Annotated in this window: 21 protein-coding genes, 1 tRNA gene and 1 pseudogene; 11 read left to right on the forward strand and 12 right to left on the reverse strand. The window is 36.1% G+C overall.

Annotated elements, in window-relative coordinates; translation table 11 throughout:
* Nucleotides 1-70 precede the first annotated feature (70 nt).
* The 4 genes from J7R13_RS05545 to J7R13_RS05560 form a co-directional block, all read right to left on the reverse strand.
* Entirely contained in the window at nt 71-397 is a 327-nt protein-coding gene (locus tag J7R13_RS05545; protein ID WP_208437829.1) for a hypothetical protein, read from the reverse strand.
* A 182-nt stretch (nt 398-579) separates the two neighbouring features.
* Nucleotides 580-966, reverse strand: a complete 387-nt coding sequence (locus J7R13_RS05550; RefSeq protein WP_208437830.1) for a hypothetical protein — start codon at nt 964-966, stop codon at nt 580-582.
* Nucleotides 950-2,080, reverse strand: coding sequence for a YdaU family protein (locus J7R13_RS05555; RefSeq protein WP_208437831.1), 1,131 nt, complete (start codon nt 2,078-2,080; stop codon nt 950-952). The genes J7R13_RS05550 and J7R13_RS05555 overlap by 17 nt, the downstream gene beginning before the upstream one ends.
* Complete coding sequence (locus J7R13_RS05560) at nt 2,073-2,216, reverse strand: hypothetical protein (protein WP_208437832.1); 144 nt, start codon at nt 2,214-2,216, stop codon at nt 2,073-2,075. Before J7R13_RS05560 ends, J7R13_RS05555 begins: the two co-directional genes overlap by 8 nt.
* Before the next feature lie 68 nt (nt 2,217-2,284).
* Between J7R13_RS05560 and J7R13_RS05565 the strand changes: the two genes are divergently transcribed.
* Nucleotides 2,285-2,881, forward strand: a complete 597-nt coding sequence (locus J7R13_RS05565; RefSeq protein WP_208431485.1) for a hypothetical protein — start codon at nt 2,285-2,287, stop codon at nt 2,879-2,881.
* 90 nt (nt 2,882-2,971) lie between these two features.
* On the opposite strand, the gene J7R13_RS05570 is transcribed toward J7R13_RS05565, so the two are convergent.
* Nucleotides 2,972-3,319 carry a hypothetical protein gene (locus J7R13_RS05570; protein ID WP_246786288.1) on the reverse strand — a complete coding sequence of 116 codons (348 nt, stop codon included), beginning with the start codon at nt 3,317-3,319 and terminating at the stop codon, nt 2,972-2,974.
* A 124-nt stretch (nt 3,320-3,443) separates the two neighbouring features.
* On the reverse strand, nt 3,444-3,788 hold the full coding sequence (locus tag J7R13_RS05575; protein ID WP_246786289.1) for a hypothetical protein: 345 nt from the start codon (nt 3,786-3,788) through the stop codon (nt 3,444-3,446).
* A gap of 95 nt (nt 3,789-3,883) precedes the next feature.
* Between J7R13_RS05575 and J7R13_RS05580 the strand changes: the two genes are divergently transcribed.
* The 8 genes from J7R13_RS05580 (at nt 3,884) to J7R13_RS05615 (ending at nt 9,169) form a co-directional block, all read left to right on the forward strand.
* Nucleotides 3,884-4,198: a helix-turn-helix domain-containing protein gene (locus J7R13_RS05580; protein WP_208437833.1), complete on the forward strand. Its 315-nt coding sequence runs from the start codon at nt 3,884-3,886 to the stop codon at nt 4,196-4,198.
* Nucleotides 4,199-4,388: 190 nt separating this feature from the next.
* Nucleotides 4,389-4,763 (forward strand): hypothetical protein, encoded by a 375-nt coding sequence (locus tag J7R13_RS05585; protein ID WP_208437834.1) that lies wholly within the window; start codon nt 4,389-4,391, stop codon nt 4,761-4,763.
* A gap of 65 nt (nt 4,764-4,828) precedes the next feature.
* The gene (locus J7R13_RS05590; protein WP_208437835.1) at nt 4,829-5,578 is read left to right on the forward strand and encodes an antA/AntB antirepressor family protein; all 750 of its coding nucleotides are present in this window, start codon (nt 4,829-4,831) and stop codon (nt 5,576-5,578) included.
* Nucleotides 5,579-5,681: 103 nt separating this feature from the next.
* A complete protein-coding gene (locus tag J7R13_RS05595) occupies nt 5,682-6,476 on the forward strand; it encodes an ERF family protein (protein WP_208437836.1) in 795 nt (264 codons plus the stop codon).
* Between the two features lies 1 nt (nt 6,477).
* Nucleotides 6,478-7,101: a lambda exonuclease family protein gene (locus J7R13_RS05600; protein ID WP_208437837.1), complete on the forward strand. Its 624-nt coding sequence runs from the start codon at nt 6,478-6,480 to the stop codon at nt 7,099-7,101.
* Between the two features lie 110 nt (nt 7,102-7,211).
* Complete coding sequence (locus J7R13_RS05605; RefSeq protein ID WP_208437838.1) at nt 7,212-7,757, forward strand: LbetaH domain-containing protein; 546 nt, start codon at nt 7,212-7,214, stop codon at nt 7,755-7,757.
* Between the two features lie 123 nt (nt 7,758-7,880).
* The gene (locus J7R13_RS05610; protein ID WP_015857131.1) at nt 7,881-8,129 is read left to right on the forward strand and encodes a hypothetical protein; all 249 of its coding nucleotides are present in this window, start codon (nt 7,881-7,883) and stop codon (nt 8,127-8,129) included.
* A gap of 2 nt (nt 8,130-8,131) precedes the next feature.
* A complete protein-coding gene (locus J7R13_RS05615; protein ID WP_208437839.1) occupies nt 8,132-9,169 on the forward strand; it encodes a tyrosine-type recombinase/integrase in 1,038 nt (345 codons plus the stop codon).
* Between the two features lie 56 nt (nt 9,170-9,225).
* Here the strand turns inward: J7R13_RS05615 and J7R13_RS05620 are convergent, their stop codons facing one another.
* From J7R13_RS05620 to J7R13_RS05630, 3 genes and pseudogenes are all read right to left on the reverse strand, one after another.
* Nucleotides 9,226-9,525 carry a HigA family addiction module antitoxin gene (locus J7R13_RS05620; protein WP_208437840.1) on the reverse strand — a complete coding sequence of 100 codons (300 nt, stop codon included), beginning with the start codon at nt 9,523-9,525 and terminating at the stop codon, nt 9,226-9,228.
* Between the two features lie 18 nt (nt 9,526-9,543).
* Nucleotides 9,544-9,824: pseudogene (locus J7R13_RS09885) on the reverse strand (type II toxin-antitoxin system RelE/ParE family toxin).
* 192 nt (nt 9,825-10,016) lie between these two features.
* Nucleotides 10,017-10,091: transfer RNA gene (locus J7R13_RS05630), tRNA-Gln, on the reverse strand.
* A 976-nt stretch (nt 10,092-11,067) separates the two neighbouring features.
* On the opposite strand from J7R13_RS05630, the gene J7R13_RS05635 reads away from it, so the two are divergent.
* Nucleotides 11,068-11,670 carry a superoxide dismutase gene (locus tag J7R13_RS05635; protein ID WP_208437841.1) on the forward strand — a complete coding sequence of 201 codons (603 nt, stop codon included), beginning with the start codon at nt 11,068-11,070 and terminating at the stop codon, nt 11,668-11,670.
* 70 nt (nt 11,671-11,740) lie between these two features.
* On the opposite strand, the gene J7R13_RS05640 is transcribed toward J7R13_RS05635, so the two are convergent.
* Nucleotides 11,741-13,837 carry a S9 family peptidase gene (locus J7R13_RS05640; RefSeq protein WP_208437842.1) on the reverse strand — a complete coding sequence of 699 codons (2,097 nt, stop codon included), beginning with the start codon at nt 13,835-13,837 and terminating at the stop codon, nt 11,741-11,743.
* A gap of 888 nt (nt 13,838-14,725) precedes the next feature.
* Between J7R13_RS05640 and J7R13_RS05645 the strand changes: the two genes are divergently transcribed.
* Nucleotides 14,726-15,163, forward strand: coding sequence for a Ros/MucR family transcriptional regulator (locus tag J7R13_RS05645; RefSeq protein WP_004860891.1), 438 nt, complete (start codon nt 14,726-14,728; stop codon nt 15,161-15,163).
* Nucleotides 15,164-15,267: 104 nt separating this feature from the next.
* Here J7R13_RS05645 and J7R13_RS05650 read toward each other — a convergent pair whose 3' ends face one another.
* A complete protein-coding gene (locus J7R13_RS05650; protein ID WP_208437843.1) occupies nt 15,268-15,678 on the reverse strand; it encodes a SufE family protein in 411 nt (136 codons plus the stop codon).
* Nucleotides 15,679-15,783: 105 nt separating this feature from the next.
* Nucleotides 15,784-16,161: a DUF5330 domain-containing protein gene (locus J7R13_RS05655; protein ID WP_208437844.1), complete on the reverse strand. Its 378-nt coding sequence runs from the start codon at nt 16,159-16,161 to the stop codon at nt 15,784-15,786.
* Between the last annotated feature and the right edge of the window lie 894 nt (nt 16,162-17,055).

Consider the following 17,055-nt stretch of genomic DNA (forward strand, 5'->3'; position numbering starts at 1 on the left):
GCTTAACGCCATTTTACGTGACGCCATGCTTCGTTCAATGCGTTGACTTCTTTCCTGCTACAAAGAAGTATCAAGCAGCTTCTGATAGTTTTTTTATTTCTTTGTTTATTTCCTCTATGAGGGGCTCAATATTCAGAACGCTTTTAGGAACATTACCACCATAAACCCACGCCTTCACTTGCGCTTTGGTACTAAAATCGGCATTCTCAGGTGTTTTGTAATACTGACCACCATCAAACTTTTCACACTCTCTTGTGCCATCAGGATATTCGTAGAGGTTGTAAAAATACTCGGCTGCTCCGTCTCCCCAAGGGACATAACCAACAGCTGTTGCAACAAACTTTTTTTGCATTGGCTGTTTACGGTTTTTTAAGAACAGATCTTTTAATATTCTCATGCTTTTAGTCCATAATTTTACCAACTGGTTTATTTGACTCAAATTTGACCGTACAGAGCTGTTTTAATTCCTAACGTTAAGTTTATCATAAAATCTTTAAATCACTCTCTACGGTGCCATTTTATCGATTTAAACGCATGTCTAATCGTAAAATGATCAGCACTTTTCACTATTTTGCTGTTTTAAGCCGCTTTAGAATTGCTGCTGTTATGTTGCTCTTCACTAGGCTTGCCTATTCTCATGAATGAAATGCGCTTGCCTCCTAAAGCCAAATTACGGGTATTTTCAACTGCTATAAAAACTTTCTCAGCAACACCATAAAGCCTGCTTTCTAAATCGCGACAATACTGCGCCAGATCAGCACATGAGGGGACAAATGTTGTTGACATGCCTTTTGCTTCACCACGTATAAGATTTTTAACAGCTTGCAATAAAGACCAGAGTGAAATGCCATTAAGAGCAGCGATATAAGCCTTTGCACGCGCTTCTACATTCGAAACTTTTTGCATTGTCAAACCACCTTCAAGCACATCAAGAGCCTCTGCTATGTCTTCAACAGACGCTTTCAAGGTAAGTAAGTTTTGAACAGTCTGATAAGCTTCTAAAGCTTGTTTCTCTAGGGTTTTTGTCAATTGAATGCCATTTCTCAAGGTCCATGGGAACTCCAGAGTTACACATCGCTCTATCTGTTGCACGGTATCTTGTAGAGGCGTCACTAAGCTGTGTTGCACCGATAAGATTACGGATTGTCTCTCCGGTACCACCGCGAGTTCTTTGATCTTTTGAAAAGTTTCCATTGTTTCCACCATTGTTGTTCGTGTTTTTTGTTTTTTCTAAACCCTCGATAGCCTTGCGTACCCAGTTACGCCATGTTGCTTGCCAATCGATTTTGGTTGCATCCTTTCCGGATTTGGCAGTCCAGTAATCTCGGAATTTTGCCATCTCGACTTTCACACGCTCTGGAGGCAAGCCCTCTTCGATTGCAAAATCGTAATCGGGTTCAAAATCCGCAGGCAATCGACAACCGCGATTAGCTTGCGCTCGTTTTGCTTTTTGGGAAATGTTCTCTTGCTCGTGAATGGGAGGTTGGTTGTCTGATGAGGTTTCGATTTGCTCTGATGTGCTCTCAACAGCAGCAACCTCTGTTGGCTCGTCAACCTGTTCGTTTGTTTCTAAACTTTCAGAACCAATTTCTTTTTTTGCTAATACGATAGTATTAGTTTTTTTATATATATTCTTATTCTTATTCTTTATAGCTTGATTTTGCTTAGCATTTGCTTCATTTTGCTTGTCATTTGCTTCAGCAAAATTACTAACATGTTGTTTTGTATTATTTTTTGCTTGTGCACCTTTTTTACCAGCTTCACTACGAACTTGCGATATGTGCTCTTTTTTATCAGCAAAATCGTTCAGCTCTTCTTCAACGCGCGTATTCCACAATCCATTATCTGTCTCAACAAGTTTATTATTTCTCATGAGATATTCGACAATAGCTGCAAATTTTTTCTGCGAACAATGACAAACACGTGCAAGCGTTTGAAAATCTGTTTTAAGTGGTTCTTTTTTTTCATACATGTAAACGAGAAGGGTTATATAAACCCCCCGTTGTTCAGATGTCATTCCATTTGTACCACTTATCCAGTCATACAAATGGAATCTTATCCATGGCATACCATTAGACATGCGCATCCCCTTCTTTTATTAAATATAAAATTGCTAAAGCATCTGCTTCGTTGTCGTCTTTAGGAACGTGTCCTTTGGAACATATCGCCCAGTCTGTCTTGGTACCTAGATCAAGACAGAGAATCGTGTTAGTCATTTGCTATTCCATTAAAAATTATTTTTACAAAGCCGTTCAACGGTAATTATTTTCGAAATGGGGGGGAAATGCCTCAAGTAGTGTCTAAATTGTTTTCTATTTCTTCTGTTCTTATTAATTTCGCACATACAATTTTTTCAATTTACACTAAGTACAAAGAACAGGAAGAACGAAAACTAGGACCCAAATTAGAACTGAAATCTATTTCCCAACCAAGAGGTGATAGTGTTATTCCATCAAAGAAAGGAGGATTTTATATAATCACAGCATCGTTGGTTCATTTACAAGTAACTTTCTATAACCCTACAAAACAGATGATTAGACTGAATCATATATGGATAGATAAAAAGAGCCCCTTTCAATTTGTTCATGTCTCATATCCTAAATCCAACCTAGAATTGCAAAAACAAACAGAAGACATCTTCATTAAAACACAAGAAAACCACGTCAACTTGATAACCCCTAAACTCAACCCAATCCAAAATGAATGGTATGATCTATTTAGTATTGGGAGTAAAAGCGAACTAACATTTTTACTCATTTTTGCAATGCGCAATCCATCTGAAATACAGCCTATAAATATCATTGTAGAACATACTTCTCCAAATTATCCGACCAAAACACTCAAACCTAATTTTTATCTTGGTTCCTTTTGTGATGACTAATACTCTAATTTCACGGAACTAAAAGTAATCAAATTCACTTACTTTCTTTCTCTTATGAGCGGATAGTTTCTCTATCTTATCTCGTTGCATTCAATGTATAGACCGATTATATTTCTGAAAATTATCTATAAGATACTTTTTGAAACCATATGCGTCACTATATGCCCTGATGGACAATGAAGGTCCTAAAGTACTTTGAACTATCAAATTATCATTTGCATCAAGAGAAAAATTCCAATCAGAATCATGAAAAATAATTTTGCTGCCATCTGGAAAATCCATTTCTTTTATTGAATCTTTCAAAATGTGAAAAGTGTAATATGGTCTTTGCAACACCTTTGTAGAGCTTTGCATTTTTTTATGAGAGACATAAAAACAAAAAATCGTGATTACATTGACTATAAAAAACACAATCATCGCTGCCAAACCGTAATCCATTTCCATTCCATACCTCACTTATTTTCCTTCCTCTATCTATTGTTGTACCAGTGAAAAAATACAATTATATTCAAAACGATAACCGATATGGACAGTAATGATATTGCTAAACCGTAATCCATTTTTATTTCCTTTCTTCATATTGAAGCTGTTTTTGTTCGCACGACTTTTCACTCAAACTGAAACCATTGACAAAAGAAGGCGTTGAGAGTGTTGCTTTTTCTACCTCCAACAAATGTTGCAAACGCTCAGGATAGAAAAAATCCTCTGGACGTAAGTCAATGTTGTGCCGTTGAGCATAAGTGAGTAGTTGTGCCTGATAAGTTGAAGGAAACAACCCACCGGCACCGCCTTTTTTCTTGGAGTAGGTTATACGATAAACAGCGCCTTTACATTTATGTAAAATGCGTGCAACCTTTGTGACACCCCCTAAATATTTTATAAGCGTATATGCTGGCTCTTGTTTCATAATAGTATAATTTCATAAATTATGAATTTTATCAATAGTAAAAATTCAGAATTTATTGAATTGATTTTTCACTCAATCTGAAAGAATTTAATTATATGGAACGTGAACAGTTAAGATTATGGCTTAATGAGCAATTAGTAAAAAAAGGACACGGCAGCAAAAAAATGCTGGCTAAGCATTTAGGTGTGTTGCCTTCCACTCTTACCAGCATATTAAATAACTCAGGCACAAACCGCTCGATAAAGGCAGATGAATTAATAAAAATTATTAATTTTATTGGCGAGGTCCCACCTTTTTTAATCGAGGGGTCTGGACAATTTGTTAGTCTTTTTTATCAAGCAAAGCCTGAAGTTCAGCAAGCTGTTTTAACGATTCTTCAGAATTCTGGCCAATCAGACAAAAAACAATAGCAGCTATCACCTTTTTATCCCCATAATTCCAAAGTTTTTTTAGCGTTTCTTCATCCACTATTAGCCTCCATATGCAAAATATTTCATATTTTATGAAATTTATTATTGACATATTTCATTAAAAATGAAATATATATATTCCATAAACTACACACAAACAATTGCCAAGAGGCGTTAGGGAGGGGAAATTATGGAAAAGCCAATTCTTATTAATTCCAATGAAATTTTATTAGTTGTCTACGGTGATGATCAACACATTGGAGAGTCAGGTCCACTTGATGAAAGCCAAGTTCTAGGGATTGTTGATGAGGCAGATGATACCGTAAAAATCTTTCGTGTAAATCCTTCTGAGAAAAGTTGCGAAGACATCTCTGAAGAAATTGCAGAAGCATATATAAAAGAAAACTTCGAGTTTCTCGATGAGAACAGCAAAGTCCAGTCTTATGTATATGAAAGTGATGCCTATCATAGGCTTTTAGACGATATCGCAGAAGCAAAATATAACGATGAGGTCTACGGTACTTATGAAGAGCAGCATCGTTTGCGCCTTCGTGACGTGATTTAAATTCTAAGGGCGTTTTTAAAAAGCGCCCCCTTTAATTCATCAATCCCATCAATATGAGGTTCGTAATGGAAAAGCCTATTGCTATCCAACAAAATACAATCAAACACGAAACCGTTCAAACGGTCAACGCACGTGAGTTACATGAATTTTTGGAAGTTAATTCCAATTTTAGAGATTGGATTAAAAATCGTATTAAAGAATATAATTTCCAAGAAAATCAAGATTTTATAATTTTCGCTAAAATTTTAGCGAAATCCTTAAGAGGGCGCCCAAGCATGGAATACCACCTTACCTTAGACATGGCAAAAGAACTTTCCATGTTAGAGCGTAATGAAAAAGGTAAACAAGCCCGTCAATATTTCATTGAATGCGAGCGGCGTATAAAACAATTCCCTCAATTAAATCTTGCAAACGCCTTAGAAGACCCTCTCTTTGTGAAAAAACTGCTTTTAGAAAGTGTCACACAATTAGAGACCTTAAAAAGTGAAGTGAGTACTCTTAAACCAAAGGCAATGGCTCTTGAAAGCTTACAACGCCATGACGGACTCTTTGGTCTTACAGAAGCTGCTAAAATACTCGAGTTACAACCAAAACAGTTCATTCTCTTCTTACAGCAAAAAGGTTGGGTTTACAGACGAGCAGCAGGTGGAAATTTGCTCCCTTACCAAGACAAAATCCAAAAGAAACTTATGGATTGTCCAACCATCACACTTCAAACCGCAAGTGGAATAGAAAAAGTCATTCCTTGCGCAAAAATCACAGCAAAAGGAATTGGTGTGCTATCTCAAGAGCTTCAAAGGCAAAGCATGCATTAAAACGATATTAGCATTCCTTTTTAGACCCAAAAAATAATAACCCTTTCAAAACAAGCGTGATTCACGCCACGGGGGAATTGCGCTCAAATAGGAGGAAATCAAGATGAGTGAACAAAATAATAATCTAATAGAAATTGAAGAAACACATCATTTAGCCGTCAAGCAAACTGCTATGGAACGCATTTTAAACAGAGCCTTAGAAAATGACGTCGATATGGATCGTCTCGAGCGTCTCATTGCCTTACGAGAAAAAGAAATAGAACGACAAAACTACGAAAGATTTGCCAGTGATCTTTCGAATATGCAAATAGAATATCAAAAAATACAAAAAAACTCTACAAACACCCATACAAACAGCCAATATGCAACCCTTGACCAATACATTGATGCTGTAAAGAAGACTCTTGCAAAACACCGCTTTGCTTTGTTTTCTCGTATCAAAGAACAGAGTTCAGACAATATAATTATAGAAATGACTTTGACGCATCCATCTGGGAATAAAATCTCAACAGAAGGAAAGTTCCCTTATGACACTAAAGGATGCAAATCAAATATACAATCGGTTGGTTCTGCCATCACATACGCACGCAGATATCTGTTAGGTATGCTTCTTAATGTCGTGAGTGAAGATGATGATACGGATGGGAACACACCTATTAAAAAGGCTTTTCCACAACAGATCAATGAAATCAGAAGACTCATCGTACAAACCCAAGCAAAAGAAGACAAAATACTTGCTTATGTCAACGTCAAAAAGCTCGACGATATGTCTGAAGGACAAGCACAAACGGTGTTACATCTTTTGAAAGATAAACAAAACAAGCAAAAGGTAGAAACAGATTCTACTATACAAGATGCCGATATAGCAACGCCACACGAACAGGGAACGGCGGTGTGAGATGGAACAAAGAACAGCAGAATGGTTTCAAGCACGCTTGGGTAAAGTCACCGCTTCTAATGTTTACAACGTAATCAGTAAGACAGCTAAAGGATTGCCTACAAACAAATATGAAGACTACAAAATCAAACTCATTACAGAGCGCCTAATAGAAGGAATAAGCCAATCTTATACAACACCAGCTATGCAATGGGGTATTGAACATGAGGATGATGCCTTGAAAGAATATGCATTCATTTATGACACAGAGGTCACAAGGTGCGGGTTTATCCAACACCCAAAAATGAAAATGGCGGGTGCAAGTCCTGATGGGTTCATTGGTGATGACGGTTTAGTTGAAGTTAAATGTCCACAATCAACCACGCATTTGCGCTTCTTTATGGATGGCAAAATCAAACCTGAATATATCGCACAAATGCAATTCCAAATGGCATGTACAGGACGCAAATGGTGTCATTTCATGAGCTATAATCCAAACTTTGTAGGCAGATCTACTGGTTTGAGAATGAAAATCAAACGTGTCAACCGTGATGAGAAACACATTGAAGAGATTAATAAAGCGGTCGAAATCTTTTTAGGGGAAATAGAACAAGAGATGCAAAAGATTTTGGCAAAAGCCGCTTAAACCTATGGGGGTGCTCTCTCCTCCCAGCACCCCCGCCCTTTCCTAACAACTTTTAAGTAATGCATGATTCACGCTACGGGTGGATTGTGCGCAAATCAAGGAAATAAACCATGGAAAAGAAATATGAACTGACAGATGAAACAATCGAAGTTGGGCGCAAAACGCTCCGCCGCATTCGTGCATTGAGAGATTTGGGGGACGTCAAGCAAGGTGATCTTGGCGGCTATATCGAGAAAGAAGACAACCTATCGCATCATGGTAATTGCTGGATTGGGGGTTATGCCAAGGTTTATGATGATGCTAAGGTTTACGAAAATGCACAAGTTTACGGTTATGCACATGTTTACGACAATTCTCGTATTTATGGCAAAGCAGAAGTTTTCGATGAACCATGCATTTACGGTCATGCAGAAGTTTACGGTGATGCATATATTTGCGGTGAACCGCACGTTTTTGATAATGCAGAAGTTTATGGCAATGCACAAGTTTACGGTGAGGTATATATTTACGATAGGGCGCGTGTTTATGGCAATGCGCATGTTTACGGTGATGCGCGTGTTTACGGTCATGCAAAAATTTACGGTGAAGCATGTGTATGTTGGGACAACTGGATTGATGACGATAAAAGAATCTCAACTAGAGAAAAAACCAGATGAGAAAATACGAACGACTAGTCTTATAGTATCTCTATAAGCCGTTTCTAACTCCACAAACAACTTTTAAACACCAGCGTGATTCACGCCACGGGTGAATTACATCTAAAATGAAGGGGAATAAACATGCCACACCGCCCACCTACTATCACGCAACCAGCTATTGCTCGTGCTTTAAGAGAAGCTAAAAAACAAGGATGCGAATTAATAGAAATCAAACCTACAGGGGAATTATTGATTCATATCAATAAAACCATAACACCAACAACGACAGATAATACTTATAGCATTGATGATTTTCCACCGCTTGAAAATGAACAAGAAGACTACGAGACCAGCAAAAGCTGCCCCTCTGTCGACGGTATAAAGTTTTAGCCATGCCAAAACGCCGTCCACCGCATCTTGTTCGTGAACGTACACGCCATGGTAAAGTTATATGGTATGTACGTATTGGTCATGGACCACGGTTTCGGATTGAAGGAACCTATGGAACGCAAGAGTTTGTTGACAATTATACGCTGGCTATTAAACAAGCGCAAAATGGCTCCTCCAAAACAAAGAGGCGTACCAGACTCACAGAAGGGTCTTTCGATTGGTTGTTGCATCGGTATTTACAAAGCATGCAATGGCATAATCAATCAGAATCTACTAAAAAAGTTAAATATCGAATTCTGAATAATGTTTCTAAACATATCGGTGATCGTGCATATAAAAGCATAAACAAACAACACATTCTTGACGCAGTAGAAAGAAGACGAGAGACTCCCGCAGCAGCAAGACATTTTTTAACGGCTTTAAATGGTCTTTTCAATTGGGCAGTTGATAACGATCTTTTAAATAGAAATCCTGCTTTTAATATAAAGCCGCCAAAATCCTTTAACGCAGAAGGGTTCATACCATGGTTAGAAGAAGATATTGATAAATATTATTACCGTTGGTCACATGGTACACATGAACGTGTATGGATTGACGTTCTTCTTTATACAGGCTTGCGCCGTGGTGATGCCGTTCGTATCGGCTGGAAAGATGTCAAAGATAATATCATTTATCTCAAAACAGAAAAGAGCCAATTTAAAACAGATGTTTTTCTTCCTATTTTACCAGAACTAGAGGAAACCCTTAAAATTGGTCCCATAGGTAATGAAACATTTATTTGCGGTAAAGAAGGTAAAAAACTGACCAAAGAAAGTTTTGGTAATCTGTTTCGTAAAGCTTGTAATGCAGCAGGTATTAAAAAATCAGCGCACGGATTGCGAAAATTAGCAGCAACACGTGCAGCAAATGCAGGCGCGACAGTTTCGCAAATGAAAGCGCTTTTTGGCTGGACAGAAGATAACATGGCATCCCTTTATACCAAAACAGCTGATAGAAAACGCCTTGCAATAGAAGCAATCAAAAAACTTCAAAAAAGTTAGGGGCATGGTTGACAGTAAGAAAACAAACCAAAGCCCCGTAAAAATTATGAACGCAATCAAAGCGGTGTTTGAGGTGCATCAGAAACCAGAGGAGAAATAGGTGGTTGTGTCTGTTGCATTGCTTGCCATAAATTATAATTCGTTTGCATATCCAGCCAAAATTTTGCTTTACTAAAACCAGCTAATTCTAATTTCACTGCAAGTTCGGTACTCATAGAGGCATGTCCGTTAATCACTCTTGATAGAGAAGCTCTTGTCATATGGAGATGATCAGCTAACTTTTGTATTGTTATCCCCATTTCTTCTAAGAAAGCTACTTTTAGAACTTCGCCCGGATGTGCGGGGTTATGCATCATTTGTTTTCGTTCCTTTCATCAATGGTAATCTTGATAATCAACAAGCTCCACATCTGTTCCTATAAAGCGAAAAGTAACACGCCAATTTCCATTCACCCATATAGAATAGTATCCTGTAAGTTCACCTTTAAGAGGATGCATTTTAAAGGCAGGCGCTCTCAACATTTCAGGCATCGTAGCGCTTGTTAAAGCTGTCAAGATAACGCGTAATTTTTTACGTGATCTGGTCGAATAGCTTTTGTGGAACCTGTTGTATAAAATAACTTTAAGCCCTTATGTTTAAAACTCACAATTGCCATTACCGCCCCTTATCGTATATCGTCACTATACGATCAACAAAAATAAGAGTCAAGCACCCTGCTAGCAAATCCAGTTATCTAGATAATGAGTATAAGCTATAAAAAGTTAGGGATAAGTGGAAAATAAGTTAAAAGAATCAACGGAATCAAAATTCCCGAACTTTTATATAACCTATTGATTTAATTAAATATTGGCTGGGGTACCTGGATTCGAACCAGGGAATGCCGGTACCAAAAACCGGTGCCTTACCGCTTGGCTATACCCCAAAAGAAAAATATGCTCACAGCCGTTTTTGCACCTTATAACGATTCCTGTGAATGTGCGCAATATCTGAAAATCAAAGCTTTTACTTTTTTATCATAAATTTTTGAAATCTTGTTAATACTGCACTGATGCAAAATTTCTCACAGATAACTTGTACTTGTTCATAACGCTAACACAAACAACAGCTATTTAACTATCCGTTATTTTGCATTTTTCCGTATTTGGCTATTTTATTCATTCATTTAATGGTAGATAAATACAAATTTTGTTCTGTATCGATATATTTAATAGATTATCACGGGTTGCATTTTTTCTGATTTACTCAAACTCGAAACTCTTTACCTGAAACAGGCGAACAAAAGAGCTTTATGTGTTGATGATTTTTCATTCTTCAGTTTAAAAACAAGCTCTCTTCACTTATATACAGATTGGATAGATAATGCATATAATGAGCCTCTGGTGAAAAATCCCATTTTGATCAATATGTGCTAAACTTCCAATTATAATTGGACTTATAACATGTTTTTAAAGTCAAGGCAAAAATCCATAGTATCTGCAAAAAATAACCGCTAGAATTTCGTTGCAGATACTGTGATAAAAACTGGGAAACACTCATCTGCATAAGCCCGAAAAGACTTAGCAAAAATTGAAAGGATTTTGTGAGATATTTAAAGAAATATTTTAGGTAACAAAAACAAAGACTCACAGCTGTTTAAATTTACTTTTCATTCTTTAAAAAAGATAATTGTATTTTTTGTTAGTCTACATATGTAGAAAATTCTTCAAAAGCAGTAGTTATATAACCTAATGATATTTTAATTTCTTAAGCGCACACATCCCCAAAAAGCACCTTCACGAAGAGATAATCATAAAAATTTATTAATACAAATAGGTATTCAACATTTGCTTTTATATGCTGTAAATGGCAAATTAGGTTTGTGGAGTGAGCTTAACAATTAGAATCGAGGAGATTTTTAAATGGCTTTTGAATTGGCCCCGTTGCCTTATGATTATGATGCCCTTTCACCTTACATGTCACGTGAAACGCTTGAATATCATCATGATAAGCATCACCTCGCTTATCTTACCAATACCAATAATTTTGTAAAAGATTTAGGCTTAGAAAATGAAAACCTTGAAACTATTGTAAAAAAAAGTTTTGGAAGCAATATTGGTTTGTTTAATAACGCAGCACAATACTATAATCATAACCATTTCTGGCTTTGGATGAAAAAAGGTGGTGGTGGTCAAAAACTTCCTGAAAAATTAGCAAAAGCTATTGAAGCTGATCTAGGTGGTTATGATAAATTCCGTGCTGATTTTATTGCTACTGCCGTCGCACAATTTGGTTCTGGATGGGCATGGGTTGCTGTTAAAGATGGCAAACTTGAAATTATGAAAACGCCTAATGGTGAAAATCCTTTAGTGCACGATGCTCAGCCTATTTTGGGTGTCGATGTGTGGGAGCATTCCTATTACATTGATTATCGCAATGCACGCCCAAAATATCTCGAATCTTTTGTAGATCATTTAATTAATTGGGACTATGTTTTGAAACTTTATGAAGATTGTGGATTTTAAGCTTAGCTCTTTATTAAAGGCTCCACAATCTCATGAATGATTGGAGCCTTTCAAAAAAAATAAAGATGTTTTAATGAGGAGCTGTTTTTTTTGCTACTTTTAGGATGTACGCATAGATATATGCAGCTTCTTCTAACTTTGAAAAACGTCCGGCTGCACCTGCATGACCTGAGTCCATATTAATGCGCAATAAAATTACATTATCGTCTGTTTTTAGGTCTCGTAATTTTGCCACCCATTTCGCAGGCTCCCAGTAAGTTACACGAGGATCTGTTAATCCTGCGATCACAAGCAGAGGGGGATATTTTTGAGCTTTGACGTTATCATAGGGTGAATAAGAGGCGATAAGATTATAATCTTCTTCTGATTCAAGAGGATTCCCCCATTCCGGCCATTCTGGAGGCGTTAATGGTAATGAAGCATCTAACATGGTAGTTAAAACATCCACAAAAGGCACATTTGCTACGATTCCAGCAAAATCCTGCGGAGCTATATTGGCAATAACTCCCATCAACATCCCTCCTGCTGAGCCACCATGAGCAATGAGTCGGTCATGGGACGTGAATTTATTGTTTACAAGGTAGCGCCCACAAGCAATAAAATCCGTAAATGTATTGTATTTAAAGAGGTGTTTTCCTTTCTCATACCATTCAACTCCCTTTTCTTTCCCTCCACGAATATGAGCAATGGCATAAATAAAACCTCTGTTAACCAAAGAAAGTGCATTGCTATTAAAACTGGCTGGAATGGAGATTCCATAGGCGCCATAACCGTAAAGCAAACAAGGTGCACTACCATCAAGAACAGTAGTTTTGTGATAAAAAAGCGAAATAGGGATTTTCTCGCCATCGTCTGCACTAGCTGTAATACGTCGTGTTACATACTCATCTTTATTATGCCCAGAGGGAATTATTTGCGTTTTTAAAAGCATTCGTTTGCGACTTTTCATCTTATAGTCAAACACTTGATCAGGGGTTGTCATAGATGAATAGGAAAAGCGAATGGTTTGGCTGTTATATTCTGCAGCACCTTGTAGACCTAAAGAATAAGCATCTTCTGTAAAAGCAATGGAATGAATCTGTTTAGTGATACGCTCCATTACTTTTATACGAGGAAGCCCCTCAAAATGTTCGAGCCAGATAAGAAAATCTTGATATGCATCATGGGATAATATCAAACGTCCAAGCTGATGCGGTACAAGTTCAGACCAATTTTCTGATTGTGGAGATGTGTAAGGCGCTACCATAATCTTGAAATCTTTTGCGTTATCTAGATTGGTCAGAATATAAAAAACATCACCACCTTCTGTAAGTGAATACTCAATACCTTTTTGTCGTTTCCGTACACATTGAGGAACACTGAGAGGCACTGCAGCAGGGATCAACCAAATCTCTGACGTTTCATGATCATGAATATTGATATAAACTACATCATTAAGTTTAGAACCGCTTACGTGTAAAAAAAATCCTGGATTATCTTCACGAAAAATAAGCTTATCTTGCGATTGATCGGTGTTTAATCGGTGATAATAAAGTTCAGAAGGCCGGTGGTTTTCATCCATCTTAGTATAAAAAAAACCTTCAGAATTAGCATCCCACACAATCTGTCCGGACATATCAGTAATGGTGTCTATACAGTCAGATAATGTTTCCAAATTACGAATTTTAGCTTTGTAGAATTCTGATCCTTTGTCATCGTAGGTCCATACAACATGTGTATGATCAGGAGATTCTTGAACTGAACCAAAATTGAAATATTCTTTGCCTTCAGCCAAAGCATCACCATTAAGGTAAATGTTTTTTTCTCCGCCATTCCTTGGTGTACGAAAATAATGTGGTTGTTGACCTCCTGTAACATAAGAGAAACCGTAAGCAAAAGGGCCATGCTTTATAGGAACGGAACTATCATTCTCTTGGATGCGGCTTTTCATTTCGGCAAAAAGCAAATCTTGTAATGGCTTTGTATCAGCCATTTGATCAGCCTGATAAGCATTTTCCTTTTCAAGATGATGTCTAATGTTTTCGTTAAGACAGTTAGGATTCTTAAAAACCTCTTGCCAATTAGATGCACGTAGCCAATGATAAGGATCATCACGACAAATACCGTGATATATTTCTTTATGAATGGTTTTGGATGCTTTAGGTGGAATTACAAAAGAGCGAGTCATACACGATCCTATATAAAAGATATTAATGGTTTTGTTTATATGTTAGAATCACATCACTTATACAAGTCCGTCAATCTGGAATTTTCGCTCACTTAAAAAATATAGCTGCAATAGTTTCCACAATGACATCCTGCACTTTTATTTATCGCATATCATAGGTATTGCCTTCTATACGTGTAATGCTGCTTTTGTAAAATAGGCCAAGAAAATAAGGCGATTTTGTAGCAAAATTGAATTTTTCTTCAAACAGTAGAAATGGTCTTTGGATATATACAATAAAATTTATTTTATGAATATATATATAACATTGCTATTACGGAATGTAAATTAAAAGAATTTAATGTTCCATGATGATACGTTGTTATTTATTAATCAACAATATTATATGTATATTACATATAATATGATTTTTTATTCTATAAAATGCATTTTTTTTAATTTAAGAAATATCTATTATAATTTTTATATTTAATAATACGCTATCATGGTACAAAGTTAAAATGAATAATAAATTATGAAATAAAAATATTAATTTATATATAATATTTTTATATTTAATAGTTTTATTTATATATTCTATACAAAATAAATAACTTTATGCTATATTAGATTTTACATTTGTGATATATTTTATTTTGTGCATGATCTTTTATAGAATAAGACCATATTCCAACAGGTAATAAATTAGCTTTTCTTATTGAATATTATGACTAAAAAGAGGTGTTTATTTGATTTTTTTGTGTTTTTGCAATTTTATAGAATAATTGAATTGACAAAAAAGATTTTTGTACAATATGAAACCTACGTGCATGCGATCTCTTTGTATCATGAGTATATATGCCGTATCTCGATTTTAAATTACTCAATTTTAAATTAAAGGAAACAAGAATGGAACATCGTCCAGTCTTAGAGACTGAAAGCAATTTAGTTATTACATTGGTTGCTGATATTGTTGCTGCCTACGTGAGTAATAATTCTATCCGACCGACTGAAGTGCCAAGTTTAATTGCTGATGTTCATGCCGCTTTTCGTAAAGCGGGGAATGTAGAATTAACAGAAGTCGAAGTTGAAAAGCAAAGGCCAGCCGTTAACCCAAAACGTTCAATCTTTCCGGATTATCTCATCTGCCTTGAAGATGGGAAAAAGTTTAAATCTTTGAAGCGTCATCTCATGACGCATTATGGAATGTTGCCAGAAGAATATCGTGAAAAGTGGCAATTGGACAGTTCTTATCCTATGGTGGCACCTAATTATGCAAAAGCGCGCTCAGCTTTGGCAAAAGAAATGGGCCTTGGGCGCAAAAGCAAACGAAAGAAAACCAAGTAATTGCATTTTTCAAAAAAGTGAATACCTCTGGTACGTAAAAGTGCTTTTTAGTGGGTGTATTGTTTGTGAAGGTTTTGTACAGTTTTTGCTACGAGAAGTTAGTTTTATACATAACTCTCGTTACGAATCCGTTCGATCATTGATTTAAGGCCATTCGATCGTTGTGGTGTAAGATTCTCTTTTAAACCCAGTGTTTCAAAGAGTCCTTCAGCATCCGCATTGCGAATTTCAGAGGCTTTTTTGCCTGAATAGAAGGCAAGAAGAATATAGATAAGTCCACGCACAATATGGGCATCAGAATCACCTTGAAACGTTAACGTTGGATTTTCTGCATTATTACGTGAAGATAAGAGCCATACTTGGCTAACACATCCAGGCACTTTGTGAGAATCGTTTCGAGCACTTTCGGGAAAAGGCGGTAATTCGTGGCCAAGTTCAATCACATAACGATAACGGTCTTCCCAATTATCCAAAAGAGAAAAGTTTTCTATAATATCATTGATCGTTTCTGCCATAATCTCAGTCCTGTTTTGATGATTATGTTGAATGCTATTGGTTAAAAGATAAGCTCTTGTGCTTCTTAGCATAATACCAATGGCAAACATTAAAAAATTGTTATTTTAAGGTGATGTTGTATGTTTCTGTTTTTGTGTGGAATCCTGTATCCCTACGTTGGGAGTGACATCTGGAGGGGCTGCCATATTCTTGTTCTCTAATATTCGTCCCAAATATTCGTAAGCTGCTCTTGCACCATAACGTGCGCGTTCGCCAAGTGAACTTAAAAAGGATTTTCCAACTTTGCAAGCTTCTATATTACGGTCGCAGAATGCTCCTAGATCATTTAAAGCTTCCTTAAAAGCAATAATCATATCACTCGTTGTTGCCTCACTATTTGTTTGGGTAGAGGAATGATGATTACTCGGCTTTGCTACAAAAAATGAAATGATGACAAAAACAAAAAACAAAAATAATAATAATTTAATCAAAAAACGTATCATGGGCAGCCAATGTACCGCAGTTGTAAATGAAACAAGACAGTAATTTATACTCTTCTTCTTTATAAAAAATTTACAAAATGCGTATTTCATAAAACTGAATATTTATTTATCACATTTACATCCTACATGTTGAAGTTGTATAAAAACGATATACATTATTTTTCCATTAAAAAATTAATGTCAAAATTACACAGTAAAAAAATAAGAGCGTTGAATATACGTGAGTTTGCACTCTCATTACATATAATGAGAGTGGATCTGTTACGACAGAAAAAATATAGGTAATAAATATGGTAATGCGTGAGGATTAGAATATTGTACAATACATAGTGTAATTTTATATTTTGAAAGAAGCACAGTTATAAAAATATAAGGATTAAGCAGCTAGATTATTCTCTTGCAGATATTAAAAAAACACTTCTGTTAACATTTATGAAATTTATTGAATATTAATAGAGTGGATTTATACTGAAACATATATGATGTTGGTAAACAATTATGCTCACTACACCATTGTAAAGGAATGCAATCCTCTGTATATGTGAGGTATCTGGAAGAAATATACACTTCTCTTAACTATGCAGTGTGATAAGTAAATGTGTTTCAACTTGATTTCAAATACTACCAAATATATGTGCGAAAAAATGAGGAAATGACGTAGCATTTTCCGTTTAAATGATGATATGTGGTGATGTGACTTATAAATGTAAAATGGTCTCATATGATTGGAAGTTCTTTTTATACATACCCAAAATGCTATAGAATATAAAACTAAGAAAACTGCACGAGAGCTATTGCTTATCTATCGGCTCATACGTGTATATGACAAACTTATTTACTTTAACGATTTTTAAGGAGAGAGCGATAATATAGATGCATCTCCCTCTCACTGGA

Origin of the sequence: Bartonella taylorii 8TBB, assembly GCF_902825155.1 — a bacterium.
GTDB lineage: Bacteria > Pseudomonadota > Alphaproteobacteria > Rhizobiales > Rhizobiaceae > Bartonella > Bartonella taylorii_A.